Genomic DNA, 23743 nt, shown 5'->3' with positions numbered 1-23743 from the left:
GTTGAATTAATCTTGGTCATTTTGAGCCTTGCATGTTGATTCTCTGGCAATCAGTTCAGTATCCAAAATACAAACATGCGACTTTGTTTTGACTTCGAGCATATCAATCAGCAAATTTGCCGCCTGGTAGCCAAGCTGAAAAATATTTTGCCCTACTGTTGATAGCTGGGGCGTAGAATATGAAGATAGCAATATATCATCAAACCCGATTACTGACAAATTACGTGGAACATCCATACCCAAAGCTTTTGCTGCTTTGATTGCTCCAAGAGCCATTAAGTCACTGGCACAAAATAATGCTGTAACTTCAGGATGATTTCTCAACAGGACCAACGTCTGTTCATACGCTTTTTCTTCAGAAAAGCTGCCATCAAGAATCCAGCTTTGATTTACAGGAAACCCTTCTTCCTGCAATGACTTCTCATATCCTTCAAGCCTTTTTATACTTACATAGGCCTGATTGTGGCCGTTGATCATGGCAATATTTTTATGGCCCAACTCGATTAAATGCCGAACTGCTTTTCGAGCGCCCAAAACATTGTCGGTTGTAACATAGCCTACCGTATCAGATTCAATAGGGATATCAATAAGCACACACGGAATATCACTTTCAATGACTTCCTTTAAATATGGATCATCGATTTTCATTCCTTGCACAATAGCTCCATCTACTCTTCGTTCTCTGCACAATTGTGAATAGGTTTTTTCTCTTTGCTTGGCGGTAGTGGTACTAAATAAAACCAGGTCATAATCTCTTTCCGAAATACAATCATTGGCCCCGGAAAGAACCTCGAATGTAAAATTGTCTTTCTTGTTCGCTTCTGTCATGCCTGAAACTATTAATCCAATCGTCTTTGACTTATTCATGACCAGGCTTCTTGCTAAAGTGTTCGGGCTATAATTCAAGTCTTTGGCAACCTGCATAATCTTTTTTCTTGTCTTTTCATTCACATCCGAATAACCATTAAGAGCTCGGGAAACGGTTGTAATAGAAACTCCGGCGACTTTTGCGATGTCCTTAATCGTAGTCATTTATACTTTCCTCCCGAATCCGAAACGTTTTGGATTACTCTTGATTAAGATCATACAATACGATGAAAACGATTTCAACTACTTTTTTAAAAAAAGTTTTTCGAATCTCCTAACCACCCCTGAACACTTATGCATGAAAAGAGAAACTAAACCGTACATATAAATATGTGTTTTTTTGAAAATAAGAGGTGAACAAAATGGAGTTTATTCAACGCAATTCCCCTTATCGCCATCAGGCTCGAAATGTATTAACGGTTAATGGGGAAGGAACTGTCTCCGCCCCGCCTGACCGAGCTGAAGTAGTATTAGGTGCGATCACAGAAGGCAAGGAACTGCTTGAGGTTCAGCAGCTCAATTCCAATATCATAACCAATGTCATCCAGGCTTTGCTTCGATTGGGCCTACCACGAGAAAAAATCCAAACCTTTGAATACAGTGCTGAACCTCAATACGATTATGTCGATGGAAAACAAGTATTCCGCGCCTACAGGGTTACTTATTTATTGAAAATAACGATTGATGCTATTAGTCAGGCTGGAAAAGTTGTCGACACAGCTTTTGCGAATGGAGCTAATATCGTGAGAAGCATCGAATTTACGATTTCCAACGAGGGTACATTGTACGCCCGCGCCTTGGCCATTGCGGTGCAAGACAGTTTAAACAAAGCAGCAGTTATCGCGCAAACGATTGGCGTCCAGCTCATTAAAACTCCTTCTTTGATCATCGAGAACCCACAAACCCGGGAGCCGATCATTTTTCACAGTGCGGTGTTAAGCAGTTCCACAGAGGCAGCAACTCCAATTGAGCAAGGGATGCTCACTATTAAGGCAGCCGTGAAAGCTGAGTATGTGTATTATGCTTAGTATGGATTTTTGGGAAATGTTTATCTGGAGAACAGTCAGTAAAAACAACAAAAAACCAGTTCAGATATGAACCGGTTTTTAAAAAAATATGTAACAGCCGCAGTTGCCGCCTTCAATATGGAGTTTCATAACCTGCTCCAACAGGTGGGTGTCCGCAAAGTCTTTCCCAACGTCCTCTGCATAATGAAGGCTTGTCGTTCAGTCCTTATTGTAAGACTCCCTTAAACTAACTAAAGGTTGAAACTTCATATATGGCGCACAACGCAGCGTTTATATTATTATAATACCCGAAAATACCCGATCACTCAACAGGGAAATGCTGGCCTTGTCCTCTAATCTTCTTAATATTTTTCAGCCGAAAGACAAAACTAAGAGATGAAAGGAGGCAAAGATCAGCATGAATCAAGATCACAGGCAATTTCAAAAGCACCAACGAAAATCAGTTTATCTCCAGGGAGCCATCGATAACCGTCGAGAATCAGATCATGATTACAATAGCCGAAACAACACCGATATTTCAGTAGGTGCGAGAGGCCGGGACATATATCGGGAAAATGATGGCGATTGAGAGCCAGGCATTAAAACTGGAAAATCGGATTCCCAAACCCGGTTTCAACAAGCTCATAATTTAAAAAATAACCCCGTGAAAACGGGGTTATCCTATTCAATAATTAGGCGCGGGAAACATATGAGCTGTCAGTTGTATTAATAATTAACTTGTCACCCTGGTTAATAAAAAATGGAACCTGAACGCTCAAGCCTGTTTCGAGAATAGCAGGCTTAGTTCCACCTGATGCCGTATCTCCTTTGATTCCCGGCTCAGTTTCAGCCACTTCGAGAACAACGGTGTTTGGAAGCTCGATTCCCAACGTCTCGCCCTGGTACATCATAATGAATACTTCCATATTTTCTCTTAAAAACTTTAGCTCGTATTCGATTGAATTAGCGGGAAGCTCTATTTGATCGTACGATTCATTATCCATGAATACATGCTCGTCACCATTCGCATATAAATATTGCATTTTGCGGTTATCAATTTGTGCTTTAGCTACTTTTTCACCGGCCCGAAAGGTTTTCTCCTGAATGGCTCCAGTTCGCAGATTGCGCAGTTTTGAACGGACAAACGCCGCTCCTTTACCAGGCTTAACGTGTTGAAAGTCCAATACGCGCCAGATTGCGCCATCGACTTCAATGGTTAATCCTGTCCGAAAATCGTTAACAGAAATCATCTAATGTCCTCCTATTTCAATTAAAGAATGATTAGTTCTTTCGTAGAGTGGGTCAGCGTTTTATTATGATCGTTTGTAATGACCGTATCATCTTCAATGCGGACTCCGCCAAGGCCCGGTATGTATATTCCCGGCTCAACTGTGACAACCATTCCCGGTTCGAGAACGATCTCTGACTTAATGGACAGCGCCGGACCTTCGTGGACCTCAAGCCCGATTCCATGACCTGTAGAATGGCCAAAATAGTCACCATAGCCTTTTTCACTGATGAAATTCCGAGTTAACGCATCGGCCTGTTTTCCCGTCATTCCCGGCTTGATTCCTGCCATCCCCCGCAATTGGGCTTCAAGGACAATATTGTAGATTTCCTTCAGCTTCTCATCAGGTACACCTACGGAAACGGTTCTTGTAATGTCTGAAACATATCCTTTGTAGTACGCTCCAAAATCCAGTGTAACAAAGTCACCGGTTTCAATCACTTTCTCACTGGCGACCCCGTGCGGGAGTGCTGACCGTGAACCCGATGCAACGATGATATCAAAAGAAGATGACGTTGCGCCGGCCTTTCTCATAAAGAACTCAAGTTCATTCGAAACGTCCAACTCTGTGATCCCCGGACGAATGAATTCTAAAATATGTTTAAAAGCGGCATCAGCGATTGCCCCTGCTTCTTTTAATATCTTAATCTCTGCGTCAGTCTTAATCAAGCGTAACTTTTCGATCGCTCCGGATATCGGAACAAGCTCGGCCTTCACAGCTTTTTCATATGCTGTATATCCAGAGAAAGTTAAATGATCCTGTTCAAATCCAAGCCTTTTAATGCCGATTTTTTCAGCCTGGTTGGCAACTTCATCAGGAATTAGACCTTTATGCTGGACAATTTCAAACCCCTTACATTGTTTTTCGGCTTGTTCAACATAACGAAAATCTGTAATAAACAGAGCCTTTTCAGCGCTGATTAGGACTACGCCAGCAGATCCCGTAAATTGCGACATATAGCGACGGTTGTAGTTACTTGTAATCAGCAATCCGTCTATTCCGAGTTTGTCAAAATGAGCGCGAAGCTTTTCTAGCCTATCCATTTTATCCTCTCTCCTTTGCATTGTTCAATGTTAAAAAAGAATGTCCAATATGAACATTCTACCACAAAGTGTCTCTGCATTCAGTTTATTCCGGGCACGGAAAATATTCATTTTGTTAGGCTACAACATCAGCCTCTTGCTTTTTTCGAATTCTAAGTTCATTTTCTTCATAAGAAATAGAATAGCCGACAAATACACCGTATAAAACATAAAAACAGATGGATGTAATGATTGTATTTCTGTTCAGTTCAGCAAATGGACGTATTCCCGGGAATATTGGATTCAGGATAAAAAAAACGAGACCAAATAACACAATTCCATACCCAATTCCAACCCACATGCTGCGAAATCTTCGAAGCACCGCATAATATAATAATGCAGCAGCAATCGAAATAATACCGATCATAATGATCGAAATAATCGTCCCAAGCCATTGCCCCTTCCAGTCACCAAGTGCCCACGGCTCAAGAATAATATTGGGACGAATGTTCGTGAAATTGAATAAATAAGCAATATATGCCAAACCACTCCATAAAATGCCGCCAAAAAATCCGGTCAAAATAACCATCGCTATAAACGACATTGTTTTTTCCTGCTGGTTCTGTTCCAATGGCCCCTGCTGTTCGGACATTTTTTTCCACCTCCATTTTTATTATGTCCACGGGCATTTATTCCTTGCATCATAATAAAATAAATTATTAATTCAAGACTTCAACAGTCTTCGAGTATAGAGGTTTTCACGATTTTCTAGTAAAATGGAGTTAAGGTACATGCAGCTTTTGTAATTCCTGTGCTGTTTTGTGCAAGTTCACTATATAGGTTGGTGTAATTATGGCTAAAAGTCAAAAGCCCGTTTACGGCGGGCAGGCAGTTGTCGAAGGCGTCATGTTCGGCGGCAAACATCATTATGTGACAGCTGTTCGCAGAAAGAATGGGGCAATCGAGTATTTTGAACTACCACGAAAAACAAACCCGGTCGCCCAAATTTTGAAAAAGATCCCTTTCTTGCGGGGAATTGTAGCCATCATTGAGGCGAGTGCCAATGGTTCCAAGCATTTGAACTTTTCGACAGAACGATACGATGTCGACCCGGATGAAGACCACCAAATAAAAGAAGAGGAAGTCTCCAAGCTGGCAATGGTACTCGGGGTTGCTGCGGTAGGAGTATTGACCTTCCTGTTCGGAAAATTTGTGTTTACACTTATTCCGGTTTTTTTGGCAGCATTGACAAAACCTGTTTTTTCAAGCGATCTCTCTCAAATATTGGTTGAAACCTTCTTTAAGCTTATCCTCCTTCTCGGGTATATTTACTTTGTATCGCTGACCCCCGTTATTAAAAGAGTGTTTCAATACCATGGTGCAGAGCATAAAGTCATCAATACATTTGAAACCGGCAAAGAGCTGACCGTTGAAAATGTGCAGGCTCATTCCCGTCTCCACTACCGATGCGGCAGCAGCTTTATCTTATTCACTGTAATCGTCGGTATGTTTGTATATTTGCTTGTTCCCACCGAGCCTTTATGGGCGAGGGTGTTAAATCGCTTGGCTCTGATCCCGGTCGTGCTTGGAATTTCTTTCGAAGTCCTCCAGCTGACCAATAAGCTTCGCGATATACCTGTATTAAAATATTTAGGACTGCCCGGCTTATGGCTCCAACTCCTTACAACAAAGGAACCAAAAAATGATCAAGTAGAAGTGGCGATTCTTTCGTTTAAAGAACTTCTTAAAAAGGAAAAAGAAAAGGAAGACAATTTGAAAACGGAAGAAATTGTGTAAAAGGCGGAGCAAAGAAGTTTAAAAGAGGGAAAATATGCTCATCATGCTCTTAGGGAGGTGGCATTCTTGAAAAATCGGACTGCAAGTATTATGGCTATCTGTATCACCATTTTAGCGGCTATCGGAATTATTGGCAGCTTGATAAGCAATCCGGCCGGTTTTTTACAAAGAATAGCTGTCATTGTTTTGATTGTTGCAGCAGTTTATTTTCTTTTCCGGCGCTTTTACCAATCCAGCCCTGAGAAGCAAGAGCAGCGGGCATTTGTTAAGGCAGCGAAAAAATCAAAAAAACGACTACATCATAAAGACGGCGGTCAGAACAAGCAGCGGGCAAACGTGCGGTCACTTGCTTCTTTACGCAAAAATAAGGCAACGAAAAAACATCCTTCCCACCTCACCGTGATCGAAGGAAAAAAAGGCAAAAAGAAAGATCGGGCCACCTTTTGAGCCCGGTCTTTTTTTTAGTTGGCACTTTTTGCATCTATTTTTGTTTACATAAAAAACAACCAAACAAATCTCAATAGCTCCATGACTGGAAAAAGTCTTCGGCGCATTCCTTGCCCAGTTGCATCAGGGCCCGCTTTTTTTCCTCAGTCAATTGAAATTCGGTAGCCAGAAAGCCCTTTGTTGGAATAAAAATAATATTGCGGGCATAATTACGTGAAATGTAGCGTGCATCATGTGCATCCTTCATCGTTTCAAACAGGGCCTCATACAACTGAAGCGCATTACTGATTTTGTGTTTCGGACGGTTCAGAACATGGTGGCTTATTTTTATCCCTAAAACCGGGCGAACTTTTTTGATGTGTTCCTTATCAAACAGCCACATTGGAAAATTGCTGAGAACACCGCCGTCGACAATAATATTGGTTTCAGAACCGGTTTTCAGCTTAACAGGTTCAAAAAAGAATGGCAGACTGCAGCTCATCCTGATCGCTTTAGCTATCGGGAATGAGCCAGGGTCAATTCCGAATCTTGGCAAGTCGTCCGGCAAGACAAGAAGCCGCCCATTAGATAGGTCGGAGGCAATCACTCTCAGTGTATTTGGGGGCAAGTCGGAAAAAGTCCGCAATCCCTTTACCATTAGTTGTTCGGCAATCCATTTTTCAAGTGCATTTCCCTTATACAAGCCGAGCCTCCAGTAGATGAGGAGCCACTTGGCAATCGGAAAAGGGAGCAGCGTCGTTCTTGGATCCATGAAGGCAGATAAATCAAGTTCATCCAAGCGTTTAAAAATCTCGTCACTGGTATAACCTGCCGTAACTAGGGCGGCTACAATCGAACCGGCGCTTGTGCCGGCAACCCTGACAAACCGGAAGCCCCGTTTTTCAACTTCCTTGTAAGCACCGATCAAGGCAAAACCTTTAATGCCACCGCCGGAAAAAACGCCGTCTATATACATAGCCGCCACTCCTGTCGATGTCGTCATTATTACATCTTTAAGCAGCAGCAGCTGAAAATAGTACGGCAGACAAGTTGATTATTTTAAGAACTCACATAAAATACTGCACTTCCGCATTTACAGGATGATATTCCAGTTTGTCCTTTATTTCAAGTCGGAAGCGGACAATCAAGCGCTGTTGCTCGTAAAAAATTAATTGTGGCATAAATGCCTTCATAGTCCCTGCCCTCCTTTCAGCTTGTCGATTTTCATCTGTATGATGAGCAACAGGAAACAGAATATAAAAAAGAGGATAGGGGAAATTCCCCATCCTCTTTTTATATAAAAACGATTATAGACCGCACCGTAATTGTGCATTACAGTTTGTGCATGTATTACAACCACCGATCTCTTCTACTGTGCCTTTCCGACATACCGGGCAAGTATCGCCAATTTCGGAACCGATTGTTACGTTTGTTGAACGAAGCTCATTGATGGTGTCGACGAGAACGACATGCTGTTTTTTCTTTTCCTGTTTTTCAGCTTGCGTTTCTTCGAATGTATTTTCTTCTGCTTTTAAGGTTAGCACTTGAGTGTCACGTGAGCCGTCAACATAGACTGTGCCGCCTTTTGCGCCGCCGCGGTACAAGCGCTCATACACTTGTTCCACTTGCTCCACGCTATAGCCTTTTGGTGCATTAACGGTCTTGCTGATTGAGCTGTCAATCCAGCGTTGAATGATACACTGGACGTCCGCGTGTGCTTCAGGCGCCAATTCCATAGCTGCTATAAACCAGCTTGGCAGATTTTCTGGGTCTGCTTCCGGATGCTGATCCAAATATTCTTGAACAATATCGGCTTTCACTTCGATAAATTTCCCTAAGCGTCCACTGCGGAAATAGGAGAACGAGAAGTATGGTTCAAGACCGGTTGAAACTCCGACCATTGTTCCAGTCGATCCGGTCGGAGCAACTGTGAGTAAATGTGAATTACGGATTCCGTGTTCTTTAATCGACTCGCGAATATCCTCAGGCATTTTTTTCATATAACCTGTTTGTGTGAACGCTTCTCTTAAGCGGTTCGTGTCGCCGTCTGTTTGACCTTGCAGGAATGGGAAGCTGCCTTTTTCTTTTGCAAGTTCAACAGAAGCACGGTAAGCCGTGGTAGCGATCGCCTCGAATACTTCGTCGACCAGCTTGTTGCCCTCTTCGGAACCGTATTCTGTTTCACAATAAATCAATAGATCATGTAGCCCCATTACGCCAAGACCGACACGGCGCTCGCCAAGTGCCTGCGTTTTATTTTCTTCAAGGAAGTATGGGGTTGCATCAATGACGTTATCCTGCATGCGGACTCCAACTTCAACAGTCTGCTTTAGTTTTTCAAAGTTAACAGTCTTCGTTTCTTTATCAGCCATTTCAGCGAGGTTGACAGCAGCCAAGTTACAAACGCTGAATGGTGCGAGAGGTTGTTCTCCACATGGGTTAGTTGCAACAACCTTTTGGCCGTATGCCTGGGCGTTTGTCATGTCGTTGGCATTGTCGATGAAGAAAATGCCTGGTTCTGCTGAGTAAGTTGCACAAATGTTGATTAAATTCCAAAGCTCTTTTGCTTTGATTTTTTTATAGGTGCGGACCTTTTTGCCGAGCTTTTGCCATTCTCGGACATCACCGACTTTATGCCACTCTTCATTATAATATTTCATGTCTTCCGCGTCATAGCTTTCAACATCCGGGAAACGAAGCTCGTAATCGCCTTCGTTTTCGACAGCATCCATAAACTCCTTCGTTAAACAGACAGAAATGTTGGCACCAGTTAAAAATTCCGTGTTGTGAACCGTGTAATTTCCACCCGTTTGCAGCTTCAATTCCGCATCTCGGATGATCTGTTCATTGAAACCGCCAAGCCCTGGAATTTGTTTGTAATTGATGATTCCCTGGTACATGTCTTTTTCCTGCTCGGTTAATGGAGTAAATTTAAGCTTGTCCTTTGCGAGCTTTTTAATCAGTTCATCGTTTGTATTTTCGATCAAAAACCTTAGAATTCGAGGGTTTTGCATTTTTGAAATGATAAATTCAACAATATCTGGATGCCAGTCCGCAAGCATGATCATTTGTGCCAGAAAAATGTTACGTTGATTCGTTAGATCAACTCTCTAAGTCGCCTTAGAGTTCAGACCATATCTTACACTCAAATCAGAGTGTCCTCGCACTTCGGAATCACTTGATTCCTACTCTACTCGCTTCCACTTATTCAGTGTGCTTTCGATGGCCGTTGAACCTTCACCTGTACGGTGCTTGGCTGCTGATTGTCTTTAGCCACTTGTTGTTTTCAAGCATTCACGCTTACCGTTTCCAGTTACGTTGTAGCCAACAAGTCATTTAGGATGTGTTTTTCACAACCATAAAGAGTTTCCAGCAATTCACGAGGTTTATTTATAGACGAGGCACACTGTTATGCTGCTTTACCACGTCTTGAGCCACCCTGCTCGACAAGATGCGTTAATTTCGCAATGTCATCGAGCCAGGATACGGAACCTGACGACTTTCCATTTACACCCTTTGCCAGAGTGTTGCGCGGTCTCAATGTAGAACCATTTGTTCCTACTCCGCCGCCGCGACTCATGATCTCCATTACCTGCTTGCGGTGCTCGGAAATGCCTTCTCGTGAATCTGCTACAAACGGCATTACATAACAGTTAAAGTAAGTTACATCCGTTTCAGCTCCGGCTCCGTAAAGAACACGGCCTGCCGGGATAAAATTTAAGCTCACAAGCTCGCGGTAAAACTTTTCGAACCACTCTTGCCTTTTTTCTTCTGTTTTTTCTACTGAAGCCAAGCCTGTTGCGTTTCGTTTTGCAATTTGTTCATAGTAGATTTCCAGCGGCTTTTCAATAACATCAAGAGAACGCTTAATGACACCTGTCCGCGCTTCTTCCGGGTCGTCGAGAACTGCTCTGAATTCTTCATCGACCAATACTTTTGCAGCTTTGCTTTCCCAGTCAATCTCGAGGATAAAACCAAGGCCGCGCGCCGGGAATTTTGGATCTTCTTTGATAGTAAGAACGACGAAGTCTCCGTTTGACAGCGTAATTTTTTCAGTATCCTTGAACGTGTAACGGTCAAGCATAACCAAACGTGAAACCCCTTTATGTGAGATTTTCATATCAGCGGTGATGGGGTGTACTTGGGGAAATAGCCCAATATCCTTGTTCAATCGTTCTACATCAATACTCATTTTTTGTCGTAACACAACAGACATACAACACAACTCCTTTATCTTTCTAAAGCTTTTTCAACGTTGAATAGGGAAGAATCCCAACTCAGGATGTAAATTCTAGTTGTTTTTCAAGTACCCTAACGTTATCATACCGAAACATAAAAAATCAATATATAGTAGCAAAATTATTTTTAATACCACTATATATTGTGATTAAGACCATAATTTAATTTTTTGTCAAACCTAAGAAAACTTAAAAAAAGGAGAATAAGAGAGCAATAAATAGATTTCCGTGCTAAATCGATAAATTTTAACAAATTTCGCAACTTGCACTTTCTTCGACTAGGTAAAAAGACTTATCGTCATATTTTCCTAATTTTTTTTAAATGACAAAGCAACCCATGCTGCTTTGTCATCGCTTAAAATTCCACTCATTACTCTCGTACCGGTCTTTTGCAATCTTCGTAACATACTCCAGTTCACCCGCAGAAAGCTCGTACGGTTCCAAGTCAATATTAAGCCCATCTGCAAATCCTTTTCTGAATGCATCTTTTGCTTCGGTTAACGAAATCGTGCGGGAGCTGATCTCATTGATCGCAACCGCTTTACTCTTGAACGCTTTCTGCATTCTTTCTTTGACGCGGTCATTCGGATATTTAAATAAGCTGAAAAGCTTATCCTCATCAAGATCAAGCAAAATAGAGCCATGCTGCAGAATCACGCCTTTTTGCCTTGTTTGTGCACTTCCGGCCACTTTTCTGCCTTCGACAACTAGCTCATACCAGCTCGGCGCATCAAAGCAGACCGCCGAACGCGGGTTTTTGAGCGAATCTCTTTCTGCTGCTGTTTTTGGGACGGCGAAATAAGCATCAAGCCCTAAATAATGAAACCCTTTTAAGATTCCTTCAGAAATAACGCGGTATGCCTCTGTCACTGTTTTCGGCATGTCGGGATGCTCCTCGGACACAATCACACTGTAGGTGAGCTCATGTTCATGAAGAACTCCCCTTCCGCCTGTTGGGCGCCGCACGAAACCAAGACGATGGTGACGGACAGCCTCCATATCAATCTCTTTCTCAACCTTCTGGAAATAACCGACAGACAGCGTTGCCGGATTCCAGCCGTAAAACCTGATCACCGGAGGGATTTTCCCCTCGCTATGCCAGTCAAGCAAGGCCTCATCAAGTGCCATATTAAAGGCAGGAGACCCGTTTCCTGAATCAATAAAGCGCCAAACTTCTTTTGTCATATGTAAAACCTCTTTTAGGAAATATGATTTTTAGTCTATCAAAATTTGTTAAAAAAAAAAAGAAAGATGAATTGCCTTCTCATTTTAAAAGTTTTTAATCTGATTTCCTTTACTGATAGGACGACGGGCTTATATAATAAAGATTGGCTAGCATTGTCTGAAAGGAGCAAGAATAGATTGGATACACTTTATTTCCTGGTAATTGTCGCTGGAGCGATCATCATATACTCTACCGTGATGTGGCTGTATCAGCGAAGAATTGTTAAATCGCTTACTGAAGATCAATTTCGTGAGGGTTATCGTAAAGCCCAGCTTATCGATGTCCGCGAACCGAATGAATATGACGCCGGACATATCCTTGGAGCCAGAAATATTCCTCTTTCGCAACTAAAAATGAGATTGAAGGAAATCCGTCCGGACAAGCCTGTTTATTTATACTGCCAGAGCGGGATGAGAAGCGGCCGAGCCGCCCAGCTTTTAAACCGAAAAGGTTATAAAGACTTGTCTCATTTACAAGGCGGTTTTAAAAAATGGTCGGGAAAAGTCAAAGCAAAAAAATAATCTCGGATAAGCAGGAACCCGGAGACTGGGAAAACAGTCTACGGGTTCCTTTTTATTGTTTATGCTTTTTGATAACGCAGGATCGGTTTCCTTGCCGCTGTTGTTTCATCCAAGCGTCCCACCACAGTGGTATGCGGTGCTTCCTGGACAATCTCTGGATTTTCCTCCGCTTCCCTGCTGATTTGAATCATTGCGTCAATGAATGCATCCAATGTTTCCTTCGACTCTGTTTCAGTCGGCTCAATCATCATACACTCCTCAACGTTGAGCGGGAAATAAATGGTCGGCGGATGATAGCCGAAATCAAGAAGTCTTTTCGCAATATCAAGAGTCCGGACGCCGAGCTTCTTCTGGCGTTTTCCGCTTAGGACGAATTCATGCTTGCAATGCCTGTCAAACGGAAGGTCAAAATGCGGCGCCAGCCTTCTCATCATATAATTCGCGTTTAGCACGGCATATTCCGTTACCGCTTTTAATCCATCAGGGCCCATTGAACGAATGTACGTATAGGCGCGGACATTGATACCGAAGTTTCCGTAATAAGGTTTCACGCGGCCAATAGATTGCGGGCGGTCATAATCAAGTACATATTCGTCACCGCGTTTTGTTATAATCGGCTTTGGAAGAAATGGGATCAGGTCTCTTTTAACGCCAACCGGGCCTGAACCGGGACCCCCACCGCCATGTGGACCTGTAAATGTTTTATGAAGATTTAAATGGACAACGTCAAAGCCCATATCTCCCGGACGTGCCTTTGATAGAACCGCATTCAGGTTGGCGCCGTCATAATAAAGTTTTCCGCCGGCACTATGAACAATTTCCGCCATTTCCAAAATATTTTCTTCAAACAAGCCGAGCGTATTAGGGTTAGTCAGCATGAGAGCCGCTGTATCGTCACCGACTACACGTTTTAAATCCGCAAGGTCGACGAGGCCGTGTTCATTTGATTTAACGGTAATCGTTTCAAAGCCGGCAACCGTTGCCGACGCAGGGTTTGTTCCGTGCGCTGAATCCGGGACAATGACTTTCGTCCGCTTTGTATCACCGTTTGCCTCGTGGTATGCACGGATCATCATTAGCCCAGTCCACTCGCCATGCGCACCTGCCGCTGGCTGCAAAGTTACTTCATCCATGCCGGTAATTTCAATCAAATGCTCCTGTAAGTCATACAATAAGCCAAGCGCCCCCTGGACTGAGCTTTCATCCTGAAGGGGATGGATATGGGCGAAACCATTAAAGCGGGCGACATTTTCATTGATCTTTGGGTTATATTTCATTGTGCAAGAACCGAGTGGATAAAAGCCTGAATCGACACCATGGTTGCGCTTTGACAGCGCCGTGTAGTGGCGCATAATATCAAGCTCCGATACTTCAGGCAATTCCGGTTCTTCTTCACGCAAATAGCCAGCTGGAATTAACTCGCTTAAATCTGATTCCGGAACATCCAATTCCGGGAGGCTATAACCGATGCGGCCAGGCTTGCTCTGTTCAAAAATCAGCGGTTGGTCTTGGTTATGCATGGTAATCCCCCAATTCTTTGACGAATGTATCAATCTCTTCTTTTGTTCTCAGTTCAGTTACGGCGATAAGCATGTGATTTTCCATATCGCTGTACTCGCGGCCAAGGTCATAGCCGCCGATAATCCCTTGTTGTAAAAGGAGCTTATTGACCTCTTTGACTGGCTTATTAAGCTTGACAACAAACTCATTAAAGGACGGGCCATCAAAAACAATGTCGAAACCATTTTTCACAAAAGCTGTTTTCGCATAGTAGGCTTTTTGAATATTGGATAGAGCCATCTCTCTGACTCCCGTTTTGCCAAGTGCCGTCATCGCCACTGATGCAGCGAGAGCATTCAGCGCCTGGTTGGAACAAATATTGGATGTCGCTTTATCGCGGCGGATATGCTGCTCGCGCGCTTGCAGGGTCAGTACAAAGCCGCGGCGCCCTTCTTCATCGGTTGTTTGCCCGACAAGGCGTCCCGGTACCTTTCTCATTAGCTTGTTTGTAACGGCAAAATAACCGCAGTGCGGGCCGCCGAATGCGGTTGGGATTCCAAAAGGCTGGGCATCGCCGGCAACGATATCGGCACCGAATTTTCCGGGCGGTGTTAACGCGCCCAGTGCAAGAGGATTGCTGGAGACAACAAATAAAGCCTTTTCAGCATGAATCACTTTCTCTAATTCGTCTAAAGGTTCAATCCTTCCAAAGAAGTTTGGATACTGGATCATCACTGCAGCAATTTCATCCGATATCATCTCTTTAAGTGCTTCGATATCAGTAATACCGTTTTGATGCGGCACTTCAACGACTTCAACATACTGCCCTTTTGCATACGCTTTGACAACTTCCTTTGTTTGCGGATGAACAGTGCTTGAGATCAATATCTTTTTCCGGCGCATCTGGCCTGCACTGAGCATGGCCGCTTCTGCAAAAGCAGTGCTGCCGTCATACATCGAAGAGTTGGCAACATCCATGCCGGTCAGCTCACAAATCATCGTTTGAAACTCGAAAATAGCCTGCAATTCACCCTGGGAAATTTCCGGTTGGTACGGCGTATACGCCGTGTAAAACTCGGAACGTGAAATAACATGGTCAACGATAACAGGCATGTAATGGTCATAAACACCCGCGCCGAGGAAAGATGTGTTCTTTTTTAAGTCGGCATTTTTATCTGCAAGCTGGCTTAGCTCCTTCATCAGTGAGGATTCCGGTTTCGCAGCCTTTATTTTGTATTCACGTTTAAAGCGGACACGCTCGGGAATATCGCCGAACAGTTCCTCAACTGCCGTAACGCCTATTGCATCCAACATCGATTGTTTATCTTGCTCTGTCATCGGTAAGTAACGATGCTTCATGACTGATTCTCCTCTCAAATCTATTTCGTTTCTCTTTTGTAAAAAGGTGTAGCTGCCACCTGTGCTTTCAGGCGCTTGCCGCGAATCTCGACCTCAACATTATTTCCTAGCTCTGCATGCTGTGCCGAAAGCAGGGCAAGTCCAATGTTTTTTTTCAATGTTGGTGATTGTGTTCCTGTTGTTACTTCACCGATCTTTTCTTCCCCTTTATAAACAGAATAGCCATGGCGCGGAATACCCCGATCAATCATCTCGACACCGACGAGCTTTCTTGGCACCCCGTTCTCCTTTTGCTTTAAAAGGGCTTCTTTACCGATAAAATCAGCTTGCTTGTTGAGCTTCACAGCAAAGCCAATTCCAGCTTCAAGCGGGGAAATATGTGGCGATAATTCCTGGCCGTACAGGGCTAAATTTGCCTCAAATCGCAACGTGTCCCTTGCTCCCAACCCGCACGGAACGACACCAGCTTCTTTCCCGGCAGCCAAAATCCCATTCCATAAAGCTGCTGCATCCTCTGCACGACAATAAATTTCGAAGCCGTCTTCCCCAGTGTATCCCGTTCTCGACACGAGTGCCTTCTTGCCGTTTAAGTCCACGTCCTCCTGAAATTTGAAGAATCCGATTTCTGACAGATCCACATTGCCAGCAAGCTTCTGCAGCACCGCTTGCGCGAGCGGACCCTGCAATGCAAGCTGGGCAATAGTCTCCGACAGATTTGTCAGCTCAACACCGTCTATCAGATGATCGTCAAGCCACTTATAATCTTTTTCAATGTTCGCGGCGTTAACCACAAGAAGATAATGATCATCACCCCGTTTATAAACGAGCAAATCGTCTACTGTGCCGCCTGTTTCATAACACATTGCCGTGTATTGGGCAGCACCGTTTTTTAACTTCTCCACATCATTTGTCATCATTTTTTGCAAGAATGCGAGACTGCTTTTCCCCTTTACTTCAATTTCACCCATGTGAGAGACATCAAACAAACCGGCTCTTGTCCGAACTGCCTCATGTTCCTCCTTAATGCTTGAAAATTGAACTGGCAGATCCCAGCCACCAAAGTCGATCGTTTTAGCGCCATACTCCTTGTACAGATTGAATAACGGTGTGCGTTTTAACTGTGACATGTTTGCTCCCCCTCATAAGTCCGGTTTTATCAAAATTTGATTATGCCAAGATCGAAACCGGCACGCCTGGTTCAATCCAGCCACGTCCGCTCGATTTCGATTCGGAACCGCGAGTAAAGTTCGCTTTAACACTTACGCTTTGAACCAAGCAAAAAAGGACAGAAAACCCCCTCCAATGAATCGAGAAGGTCTCTGTCCTTGCACCTGAAAGTTTACCTTATTAAATAAGGCTTTCCCCTTTGGTGGCTTCGTAATGGCTCGAAGCACTCTCCAGAGCTGCGTCAAACAAGAGTTCTTTTGCCTGAGAGATTCACAATCTGATTGCTTGCTCCTTCGGCGCTGCAAACGCAGTCTCTCCCCTTGTTATCATTCGCATTTATAAAATTTATCAAGTTGTCCATACTAATCTTTATATTGACATCATAACCAGAAACTTCTAAACAGATTTCATAATGTGCAAAATTTCTAAACTTTCAAAGCTATTTTTATCCTACATTAAAAACCGTGTTCGGGCAATATTATTTTATGGAAGAAAAGGAGCTGTAAACATGACCGTACAGATCAAATTTGATTCCACCTGGCATGACGAGTTTTTACAGCGAATTTCGGAAGATGGTCCGTGGGGCAATTGGGAATTGTACAAGCTCGCCGTTGAGATCGAACAACATACAGTGATTCCAGACTTTGAAGGCTTGATCGCACCTGCACACCTTCCTCACTTAACCCCTTTGCCTCACCAACTGGAGGTCGCCAAGCAGGTAATTGAAAACATGAATGGTAAAGCAATCCTCGCTGATGAAGTCGGACTTGGCAAAACGATTGAAGCTGGCTTGATTTTAAAAGAATATATGATTCGTGGCCTTGTAAAAAAGGTATTGATATTAGTGCCGGCTTCATTGGTAACCCAATGGGCAGAGGAACTGAAAAATAAATTTTTCATCCCTGCCGGTACGCAGAGGAAAAGCTATGTATGGGAACAGTATGATGTGGTCGTTTCCTCCATTGACATGGCGAAGCGCAGTCCCCATCGCGAAATTATTTACGAACAAAATTATGACCTGATCATCATCGATGAAGCCCATAAGCTTAAAAACAACAAAACAAAAAACTATCAATTTGTACAAAGCTTGAAAAAACGGTTTTGCTTGTTGCTGACGGCAACCCCTATTCAAAATCGTATTGAAGAAATCTTTAATCTTGTTTCCTTGCTAAAGCCCGGGCATCTCGGGAATGAATCTGCTTTTTATGGAAAGTATAAAAAAGATTCCCGATCTATTAATGAAGACGAGCATTTGCGCGAACTTGTCAATAAAGTAATGATTCGAAACCGGCGGGCAGACACTGGCATCGAATGGACCAAGCGCCATGTTGAAACCGTTCCGATTGAATTTTCAAAAGAAGAACAAGAATTGTATGATGCCATTACGGAATTGCGCAGTGAAGGGGACTGGGTTACGTCAAGCCAGTTTTCTGTGATGACTTTGCAGCGCGAAGCATGCAGCAGCAAGGAAGCTGTATTCTTCACTTTGAATAATATGTATAACCGAAAAGAAAATCCATCCGCAGCCTTTGATAACCAAATTCGTTATTTAGCAAGTAAGGCAGAAGCGGTCAACACCAATACGAAGGCTATGAAAGCCGTTGAACTTATCCAAAAAATTAATGATAAGGTGATTATATTTACCGAATACCGGGCCACACAAATGTACTTGCAATGGTTTTTACAGCAATACGGAATCAGCTCGGTCCCGTTTCGCGGCGGCTTTAAACGCGGTAAAAAGGATTGGATGAGAGAGCTGTTCCAGAAACAAGTTCAAGTATTAATCGCGACAGAAGCTGGCGGTGAAGGAATCAATCTACAATTTTGCAATCATATTATTAATTTTGACCTGCCCTGGAATCCGATGCGCCTTGAACAACGGATCGGCCGGATTCACCGCCTTGGCCAGGAGAAGGATGTTATCATATACAATTTTGCGACGAAAGGCACTGTCGAAGAAAATATTTTAAAACTTCTCTATGAAAAGATTCATTTATTCGAAAAGGTCATCGGCGAGCTGGATGATATTTTATCAAAGCTCGAGTTTGGAAATATTGAAGATCATTTAATCGAAATCTTTGGCCAATCTACTTCCGAAGGCGAAATGAGAATTAAAATGGAGAACTTAGCATCGATGATTCAATTTGCTGAAGAATTGAAAGAAGGTGAAAGCGGTGCAGCAGCAGGAAATACATCAATATCTTGAACGCTATTTTATTGCAAACAGCTGTCATATTGAAGAAGACCACCCCGCCTACATGACGGTGCAATTAACAATCGAACTCGATAAAGAGCTTATGAACCGGCCTTATTATTGGCTATACCTGGAGAAAACCGGCGGAACTCCGAATCCGGCTAAACTGACGCTTATCACGAACCCGAAGCAAGTGCCCGAGCAAATTAAAGGAGAAACCATTCATTTCGGCTCACCTCGACTGCATCAAATCTTTCAATCAACGAAAAAGCTCGCACCTTATATTCGGCTGTACGAAAATGCGGCAGGATCGTTTCCAAATCATACTCCGCTGCTGCCATGGCTCGCTGTGAACTTAAAGATTTCTTATCAGTGTGACCGGAAAAGGGATATTTTCAAATCGATTGGCTTGCAACTGGTAAATGGGCAGCTTGTCGAGCAGTTTCACGACAAACTGCTTAATACCGAGCTGACACCAAAATTACCCGACTATACTTTCACATTATCGTCAATGATCATGCCGAAAAGCGGACTTAAGCGCATTGAAAATTATTTGGCCAACATCATCGAATCCGAAGACCATAGCTGGGCAGAGGAAGCGACAGAACGCTGGCAAAAGGATTTGAAACTGCTGGACCATTTTTATGAAGATGAAGTAGACAAACAGGAAAGTTATGAAACCGAAAAAGAAGCGTTAAGGGAGCAGTATGAACCAATAATAAAAATATCGATCATTAATGGGGGATTGTTTTATTTAACTAACACTTTTTAGCCTTTTCTCGGGGAATTGACGGAAAAAGAAGCAGAATTACTTTCTGCTTCGAGCCTCGTGTTTTCTATTGTTTTTTCCAAGCTGAAAAAGATATGGCAAAATTCCAAACCATCTGATCAGGAAAGGCTGTTTCGTCTCTTTCCGTTCGTCTTTGATCTTTTTTCGCACATCCTTCGGCTGGTCAATATATTTGACGACATTTTGTGTGATGTATTTCACATAATCATTTGTTTTCACCGGGACACTGCCTCCCTTCTTATTCTCTTAAAAGTCTGCCCGATCGCTGCTTTTTTAAACTATCTTCATTGATGAACATTTCCTTGATCGATTTCTATGAAGCATTCCACTTAATTTTTCTCGATCCATTTTGTCATCTTTTTTAAGGAGCTGTCATAATATCCGTAGCTCGTTGTTTCGATACCGGATTTCATCGTTAATATAAAAGTTACTTGCAGAACAGAACCGGCCAACGGCTCTATTTTGTATGCAACCTGTCCGTCCCGAAAGAAATATGTCCCCGCTGGCTCGATTGGCATGTCGCTTTGCAGTGAGTTCTCGACCTTTTTTACTGCACTCATCAAGTAATATTCCTGCTCCAATATGGATTCGGTTTCCTTTAATAAACGCTGTTCTGCCAGGAAATGCTCGGCATTCAGCGTCAGCATCAACGACAGCAACAGAAAAATCCCGAGCGTAAGCGGATAGGTAAACCCATATTCGTTCATTGACACTCAGCCAACCTCCAGCCCGATAAACGAATTGGCCGAAAGAGAATATTCCCGGCCATATATGTCCTTAACCAAAATCACCACCCCCTGTGGCAATCCTTTAAATTCAACAGTTGCAACGTTTTGCAGCAGTATTTCATGACCTGCATTATCTACCCTTCTTCTGATCTTTGATCCATATATCTCATATGAAATGATACTCCCCCCTTTTCCAATTAACAGTTTGTCACCCTGTATTTCAATTCGTTCGCTCATTCTTATTTCTTTTTTTGCCTGGCTCGCAAATACTTCCCATTCCATTGTTTGCAAGCGGGATCCCATTGATTCATCATTTAAAATAAGTTTATAGCTTAAGGGCACAAAGGAGACAATGATCAAGAACACAGCAAAAGCATAAAGCATTTCGAGCATCGTAAATCCTTTATTGCTCAACAGCAGCACATTTACTGATTTTTTTACTGAAGTGGCTTTCAAATTCAACACACACCTCCGTCCCTGTTGCATTCATCTTTGGGTAAACGTGAAAATTTGTTCCGTTTTTACTTACTTCATAATCGCGAGGAGAGGCTCCATCAGTAACGAGCATTTGCAGCTCTTCATATAGCAGCTGGAGTGCTGCGTTTTCCTGCTGCAAAGTGCTCGACTGCCAAGCTAATTTCATTGCGGCTGGAAGGAGAAAGCTGGCAGCAAGGACCCATGCAGACAGTGACAGCAGCAACTCAGCCAAAAAGAAGCCATTACTCTTCTTCAATATAAAAGCGCCCCTTTCCAATTAAAAACGTTACTCGATAGGTATTGCTGGCAATATCAACAAAAAATGAACCGAATTTAGCGATGCTGCCATCTGCCTGAAACTGAAACCGTAATTTAAGTGTTCCTTCATACACAGTGATTCCTTTCGGATAATCGCGTTTGAGAATGATCTGTTCACGGTTGCGAATATAATAATAGTTATCGCCGGGGATAAAATTGACCGACACTTCCTCTTGATGGGCAATGGCATATTGCTGTGCGAAATAAAGATCACCTGATAATTCAGAGAAAAATATTGATTTCTGTGTGTTGACATAGTGGGGTTTATTTGTGAAGACTAAGACAGAAGCGACAACGAGGAAAATTGATAATACAAATAAAGATTCTATTAAAGTAAATCCGCTTTCGTTTCTTAACATTAAGGGCTCTCCGTGACAGTCCCACCAACGATCTGGATCGGCTTTCCGTTCGGACACGATGTTTCATTGCTATTCAAATACTGTGCTGCAACAAGATCAGCTACTGTTTCAGGCAGGGCGTTTTTTTCAATTTCATAAGCTTGTACCTGTGCCTGAACCATTTTTATGAATGCTTCACAGCCTTTATCCTGGATGTTCGAAGTATGCTTTGTAATATTTGGAATCGTAATAACCAGCAAAACAGAAATGACAAGTAAGACAATCATCATTTCAATTAATGTAAAACCATCTTCTTTTTTCATTATTAGTGCCCCTTTCTTATATACCATCCAGCAAATGAAACATCGGAAGCAGTACTGCCAAGTACATAGATACAATAAGCAAGCCGATTAACAAGTACAAAAGAGGCTGGAGGATCTTTAACGTTTTTTCCGTGAGTGCTTCGAGTCTTTCCAGGCAGAAGCGACTATAAAAATACAGCTCTTTATCAAGCCTCCCATTTTCTTGGCCATGTTTAATGATCGTTGCCAATTCTTTCTCAAAGATCGGCAAAGAAGCCAAAATTGTCTCCAGCCTCTCGCCTCCGATCAGCTTTCTTTTTATTTCTGCGCCTGCCTGCTTATATAACGGCTGCTGTGAATTTTGTTCAAAAAGGTGTAACGCTTCGAAAATTGACAGGCCCCCTGACAGCAAATAACTCAATTGCACAGAGAAATAATGGGAATACAGCATTTTTAATAGTGGTCCAACATAGGGAAGAACAATCAACTTTTTCTTTTGTTCAAGAGGAGTTTTCTTTCGGAAAAAGACAAAGTGGTAAAGAAATGTACTTGCTGAGACAATTATCACCCCAGCCAAAAAAAGCGGAAGGAGCTTTCCAAACAGATAAACGACCTGTGTGAAAAAGTTTTCTTCGAGATTCATCGAGCGAAATAAAGTGATAAACTTTGGAAGCAACAGATTTTCGACGAAGAAAAATAAGACAATCGTGATAAAAATTAACACTGCCGGATAGTAGAGGAGCTTGAGAAGCCGTTGTAAATCCTTGTTTCTTTTCAACATAATCTCGCTTGCATCCTGAAAAGCCGCGGCCAAGCCACCATGCTGTTCAGCAAAAAACACGTAACCAACAAGATCTTTATGGAAATGAAGCCCGGCCAGTATTTGAAAAAGCGGGTAACCTTCCTTTAACTCAGCGAGGCAGTTTTGAATCTGTTTTTGTTTCTTTTCCGGCAAGTAAAAAATAAGTGATTCAATGGCTTCAGTCAATGGGTAACCGCGCCCAAGAAGTTCACCTGTGCGCTTTAAAAAATAGGCTTGCTCTTCGACAGTCCAGCTATTTCTCTTCATTTGCGAAAATCCAGCGCTCATATTCCGACTCGACTACATATCCCAGCGCGATTCCCTTCATAATTTCTTTTTTTATTGTCCGGTAGGGAGCCGGCTCGGAAGTCTCGCCTTTTGCTTCCTTTAAAGCAGCATAAAGATCGTTGCCCGTCAGCATTTCAAAGACGCTTGCTCTTTTCCATTTGCTATAGGAATAGCACATTGGCGGACATTCTCCTTCGCAAAATGGACAGGCCAATTCAACCAGCCGCTGCGCGGTAACAGCGACAAGCGTCTGTTCAATTTCTAGCCAATTAACGCCGAATTCCATCAACCTGTAAATGGCACCTTTGGAATCTCTCGTGTGCATGGTCGACAGGACAAGGTGACCAGTAAGCGCCGCTCGTACAGCTATTTTTGCGGTTTCGCCGTCGCGGATTTCCCCAACCATAATGATATCGGGATCGTGACGGAGAACCGCTTTTAATCCACTTGAATAAGAGATACCAGCCTTTTCGTTGACTTGTACTTGCAAAACAGATTCTGTTTCCTTTTCAATTGGATCTTCAAGGGTAATGATATTGCGGTTAAGAACGTGGGAAGATTCGTTCAGCATTGAGTATAAGGTAGTCGTTTTGCCGCTGCCGGTTGGACCTGTGAAGATGATCAGGCCGTGTGCATGCTTTAATAGAGCGGTCAATTTTCGGGTCATGCACGGGAATAAGGAAATTTGATAGAAGGGAATTTGTTTGTTCTGGGGCAGGAGCCGGATAACAAGGCTTTCTCGATTGCTGGCAGGGAGTGTGGAGAGCCGGAGCCCGATTTTTTGGCCGTCGATCAAACATGAATAAGCACCGCTTTGGGGACGCCTTCGCTCGCCAATATCCATTAATGCTGTGAATTTAAAGTGGGCAATTAATCGGTCACAATCTTTTTTGGGGAGAGTTTGTCTTGGAATCAGTTTGTTTGCCATGCGGAGCTGGATCAGGGTGTCTTCTTTCCGGGGAATGATATGAATATCTGAAGCATGATGCTGGACTGCATCCTTGATAATCCGATCAGCCAGCTGTTTGATTGATTTCACAACCTTAAACACCGCCTTTCTTTTAGATCATTAGTTTTATTCGACAAAC

General features: G+C 43.0%; 25 protein-coding genes, 1 other RNA gene, 2 pseudogenes and 1 riboswitch. Of the genes and pseudogenes, 7 read left to right on the top strand and 21 right to left on the bottom strand.

Going from position 1 to position 23743, the window contains the following annotated elements; all coding sequences use genetic code 11:
* Positions 1 to 6: 6 nt before the first annotated feature.
* Entirely contained in the window at positions 7 to 1032 is a 1026-nt protein-coding gene (locus tag CU635_RS02835; RefSeq protein WP_101575651.1) for a LacI family DNA-binding transcriptional regulator, read from the bottom strand.
* A gap of 197 nt (positions 1033 to 1229) precedes the next feature.
* Between CU635_RS02835 and CU635_RS02830 the strand changes: the two genes are divergently transcribed.
* Positions 1230 to 1895, top strand: coding sequence for an SIMPL domain-containing protein (locus CU635_RS02830; protein ID WP_101575650.1), 666 nt, complete (start codon positions 1230 to 1232; stop codon positions 1893 to 1895).
* A gap of 90 nt (positions 1896 to 1985) precedes the next feature.
* Here the strand turns inward: CU635_RS02830 and ssrS are convergent.
* Positions 1986 to 2168: non-coding RNA, 6S RNA (gene ssrS / locus CU635_RS02825), on the bottom strand.
* A gap of 124 nt (positions 2169 to 2292) precedes the next feature.
* On the opposite strand from ssrS, the gene CU635_RS23175 reads away from it, so the two are divergent.
* The gene (locus CU635_RS23175; protein WP_180955637.1) at positions 2293 to 2463 is read left to right on the top strand and encodes a hypothetical protein; all 171 of its coding nucleotides are present in this window, start codon (positions 2293 to 2295) and stop codon (positions 2461 to 2463) included.
* Between the two features lie 103 nt (positions 2464 to 2566).
* Here the strand turns inward: CU635_RS23175 and efp are convergent, their stop codons facing one another.
* From efp to CU635_RS02810, 3 genes are all read right to left on the bottom strand, one after another.
* Positions 2567 to 3124 (bottom strand): elongation factor P, encoded by a 558-nt coding sequence (gene efp, locus CU635_RS02820; RefSeq protein WP_101575649.1) that lies wholly within the window; start codon positions 3122 to 3124, stop codon positions 2567 to 2569.
* Between the two features lie 20 nt (positions 3125 to 3144).
* A complete protein-coding gene (locus CU635_RS02815; protein WP_101575648.1) occupies positions 3145 to 4206 on the bottom strand; it encodes a M24 family metallopeptidase in 1062 nt (353 codons plus the stop codon).
* A gap of 115 nt (positions 4207 to 4321) precedes the next feature.
* Positions 4322 to 4837 (bottom strand): YqhR family membrane protein, encoded by a 516-nt coding sequence (locus CU635_RS02810; RefSeq protein WP_101575647.1) that lies wholly within the window; start codon positions 4835 to 4837, stop codon positions 4322 to 4324.
* Between the two features lie 200 nt (positions 4838 to 5037).
* Between CU635_RS02810 and CU635_RS02805 the strand changes: the two genes are divergently transcribed.
* Together CU635_RS02805 and CU635_RS02800 are read left to right on the top strand one after the other, a co-directional pair.
* A complete protein-coding gene (locus tag CU635_RS02805; protein ID WP_101575646.1) occupies positions 5038 to 5982 on the top strand; it encodes a DUF1385 domain-containing protein in 945 nt (314 codons plus the stop codon).
* A gap of 57 nt (positions 5983 to 6039) precedes the next feature.
* Positions 6040 to 6429, top strand: coding sequence for an SA1362 family protein (locus CU635_RS02800; RefSeq protein WP_245917292.1), 390 nt, complete (start codon positions 6040 to 6042; stop codon positions 6427 to 6429).
* A gap of 70 nt (positions 6430 to 6499) precedes the next feature.
* Here CU635_RS02800 and CU635_RS02795 read toward each other — a convergent pair whose 3' ends face one another.
* The 5 genes and pseudogenes from CU635_RS02795 to CU635_RS02780 form a co-directional block, all read right to left on the bottom strand.
* Positions 6500 to 7384 (bottom strand): patatin-like phospholipase family protein, encoded by an 885-nt coding sequence (locus CU635_RS02795; protein ID WP_101575644.1) that lies wholly within the window; start codon positions 7382 to 7384, stop codon positions 6500 to 6502.
* Between the two features lie 91 nt (positions 7385 to 7475).
* A complete protein-coding gene (locus CU635_RS24045; RefSeq protein WP_257985640.1) occupies positions 7476 to 7601 on the bottom strand; it encodes a hypothetical protein in 126 nt (41 codons plus the stop codon).
* A 114-nt stretch (positions 7602 to 7715) separates the two neighbouring features.
* Positions 7716 to 9482, bottom strand: a pseudogene (locus CU635_RS02790) (vitamin B12-dependent ribonucleotide reductase); the annotation flags it as partial.
* A gap of 347 nt (positions 9483 to 9829) precedes the next feature.
* Positions 9830 to 10624 (bottom strand): annotated as a pseudogene (locus CU635_RS02785) (ribonucleotide reductase N-terminal alpha domain-containing protein); the annotation flags it as partial.
* A 370-nt stretch (positions 10625 to 10994) separates the two neighbouring features.
* On the bottom strand, positions 10995 to 11831 hold the full coding sequence (locus CU635_RS02780; RefSeq protein WP_101575641.1) for a lipoate--protein ligase family protein: 837 nt from the start codon (positions 11829 to 11831) through the stop codon (positions 10995 to 10997).
* 177 nt (positions 11832 to 12008) lie between these two features.
* Between CU635_RS02780 and CU635_RS02775 the strand changes: the two genes are divergently transcribed.
* Positions 12009 to 12392: a rhodanese-like domain-containing protein gene (locus CU635_RS02775; RefSeq protein WP_101575640.1), complete on the top strand. Its 384-nt coding sequence runs from the start codon at positions 12009 to 12011 to the stop codon at positions 12390 to 12392.
* 59 nt (positions 12393 to 12451) lie between these two features.
* Here the strand turns inward: CU635_RS02775 and gcvPB are convergent, their stop codons facing one another.
* The 3 genes from gcvPB to gcvT are packed head-to-tail and all read right to left on the bottom strand — an operon-like array spanning position 12452 to position 16378.
* The gene (gene gcvPB / locus CU635_RS02770; protein ID WP_101575639.1) at positions 12452 to 13912 is read right to left on the bottom strand and encodes an aminomethyl-transferring glycine dehydrogenase subunit GcvPB; all 1461 of its coding nucleotides are present in this window, start codon (positions 13910 to 13912) and stop codon (positions 12452 to 12454) included.
* The gene (gcvPA, locus tag CU635_RS02765; protein ID WP_101575638.1) at positions 13905 to 15251 is read right to left on the bottom strand and encodes an aminomethyl-transferring glycine dehydrogenase subunit GcvPA; all 1347 of its coding nucleotides are present in this window, start codon (positions 15249 to 15251) and stop codon (positions 13905 to 13907) included. The genes gcvPB and gcvPA overlap by 8 nt, the downstream gene beginning before the upstream one ends.
* Positions 15252 to 15271: 20 nt before the next feature.
* A complete protein-coding gene (gene gcvT / locus CU635_RS02760) occupies positions 15272 to 16378 on the bottom strand; it encodes a glycine cleavage system aminomethyltransferase GcvT (protein ID WP_101575637.1) in 1107 nt (368 codons plus the stop codon).
* Between the two features lie 279 nt (positions 16379 to 16657).
* Positions 16658 to 16748: riboswitch (glycine riboswitch) on the bottom strand.
* Positions 16749 to 16926: 178 nt separating this feature from the next.
* Here gcvT and CU635_RS02755 point away from each other — a divergent pair.
* Both CU635_RS02755 and CU635_RS02750 read left to right on the top strand, forming a co-directional pair.
* Positions 16927 to 18624, top strand: a complete 1698-nt coding sequence (locus CU635_RS02755) for a DEAD/DEAH box helicase (protein ID WP_101575636.1) — start codon at positions 16927 to 16929, stop codon at positions 18622 to 18624.
* Complete coding sequence (locus CU635_RS02750) at positions 18593 to 19384, top strand: YqhG family protein (protein WP_101575635.1); 792 nt, start codon at positions 18593 to 18595, stop codon at positions 19382 to 19384. The genes CU635_RS02755 and CU635_RS02750 overlap by 32 nt, the downstream gene beginning before the upstream one ends.
* Before the next feature lie 36 nt (positions 19385 to 19420).
* On the opposite strand, the gene CU635_RS02745 is transcribed toward CU635_RS02750, so the two are convergent.
* The 8 genes from CU635_RS02745 to comGA all read right to left on the bottom strand — a co-directional run bounded on the left by CU635_RS02745 (position 19421) and on the right by comGA (position 23694).
* Positions 19421 to 19621: a YqzE family protein gene (locus CU635_RS02745; RefSeq protein WP_101575634.1), complete on the bottom strand. Its 201-nt coding sequence runs from the start codon at positions 19619 to 19621 to the stop codon at positions 19421 to 19423.
* A gap of 110 nt (positions 19622 to 19731) precedes the next feature.
* Positions 19732 to 20109, bottom strand: a complete 378-nt coding sequence (comGG, locus tag CU635_RS02740; protein WP_245917299.1) for a competence type IV pilus minor pilin ComGG — start codon at positions 20107 to 20109, stop codon at positions 19732 to 19734.
* 6 nt (positions 20110 to 20115) lie between these two features.
* Entirely contained in the window at positions 20116 to 20592 is a 477-nt protein-coding gene (gene comGF, locus CU635_RS02735; protein WP_245917290.1) for a competence type IV pilus minor pilin ComGF, read from the bottom strand.
* Positions 20534 to 20863: a hypothetical protein gene (locus CU635_RS02730; RefSeq protein ID WP_101575632.1), complete on the bottom strand. Its 330-nt coding sequence runs from the start codon at positions 20861 to 20863 to the stop codon at positions 20534 to 20536. Before CU635_RS02730 ends, comGF begins: the two co-directional genes overlap by 59 nt.
* A complete protein-coding gene (gene comGD, locus CU635_RS02725; protein WP_101575631.1) occupies positions 20850 to 21284 on the bottom strand; it encodes a competence type IV pilus minor pilin ComGD in 435 nt (144 codons plus the stop codon). The genes CU635_RS02730 and comGD overlap by 14 nt, the downstream gene beginning before the upstream one ends.
* Positions 21284 to 21586, bottom strand: coding sequence for a competence type IV pilus major pilin ComGC (gene comGC, locus CU635_RS02720; protein ID WP_101575630.1), 303 nt, complete (start codon positions 21584 to 21586; stop codon positions 21284 to 21286). Before comGC ends, comGD begins: the two co-directional genes overlap by 1 nt.
* A 16-nt stretch (positions 21587 to 21602) precedes the next feature.
* Entirely contained in the window at positions 21603 to 22634 is a 1032-nt protein-coding gene (gene comGB / locus CU635_RS02715; protein WP_101575629.1) for a competence type IV pilus assembly protein ComGB, read from the bottom strand.
* Entirely contained in the window at positions 22621 to 23694 is a 1074-nt protein-coding gene (gene comGA, locus CU635_RS02710) for a competence type IV pilus ATPase ComGA (protein WP_101575628.1), read from the bottom strand. The genes comGB and comGA overlap by 14 nt, the downstream gene beginning before the upstream one ends.
* Positions 23695 to 23743 lie beyond the last annotated feature (49 nt).

This window comes from Bacillus canaveralius (assembly GCF_002860125.1).
In the GTDB taxonomy this organism is placed as follows: Bacteria; Bacillota; Bacilli; order Bacillales; family Cytobacillaceae; genus Bacillus_BJ; species Bacillus_BJ canaveralius.
This window is presented reverse-complemented; position numbering and strand designations above follow the sequence as displayed.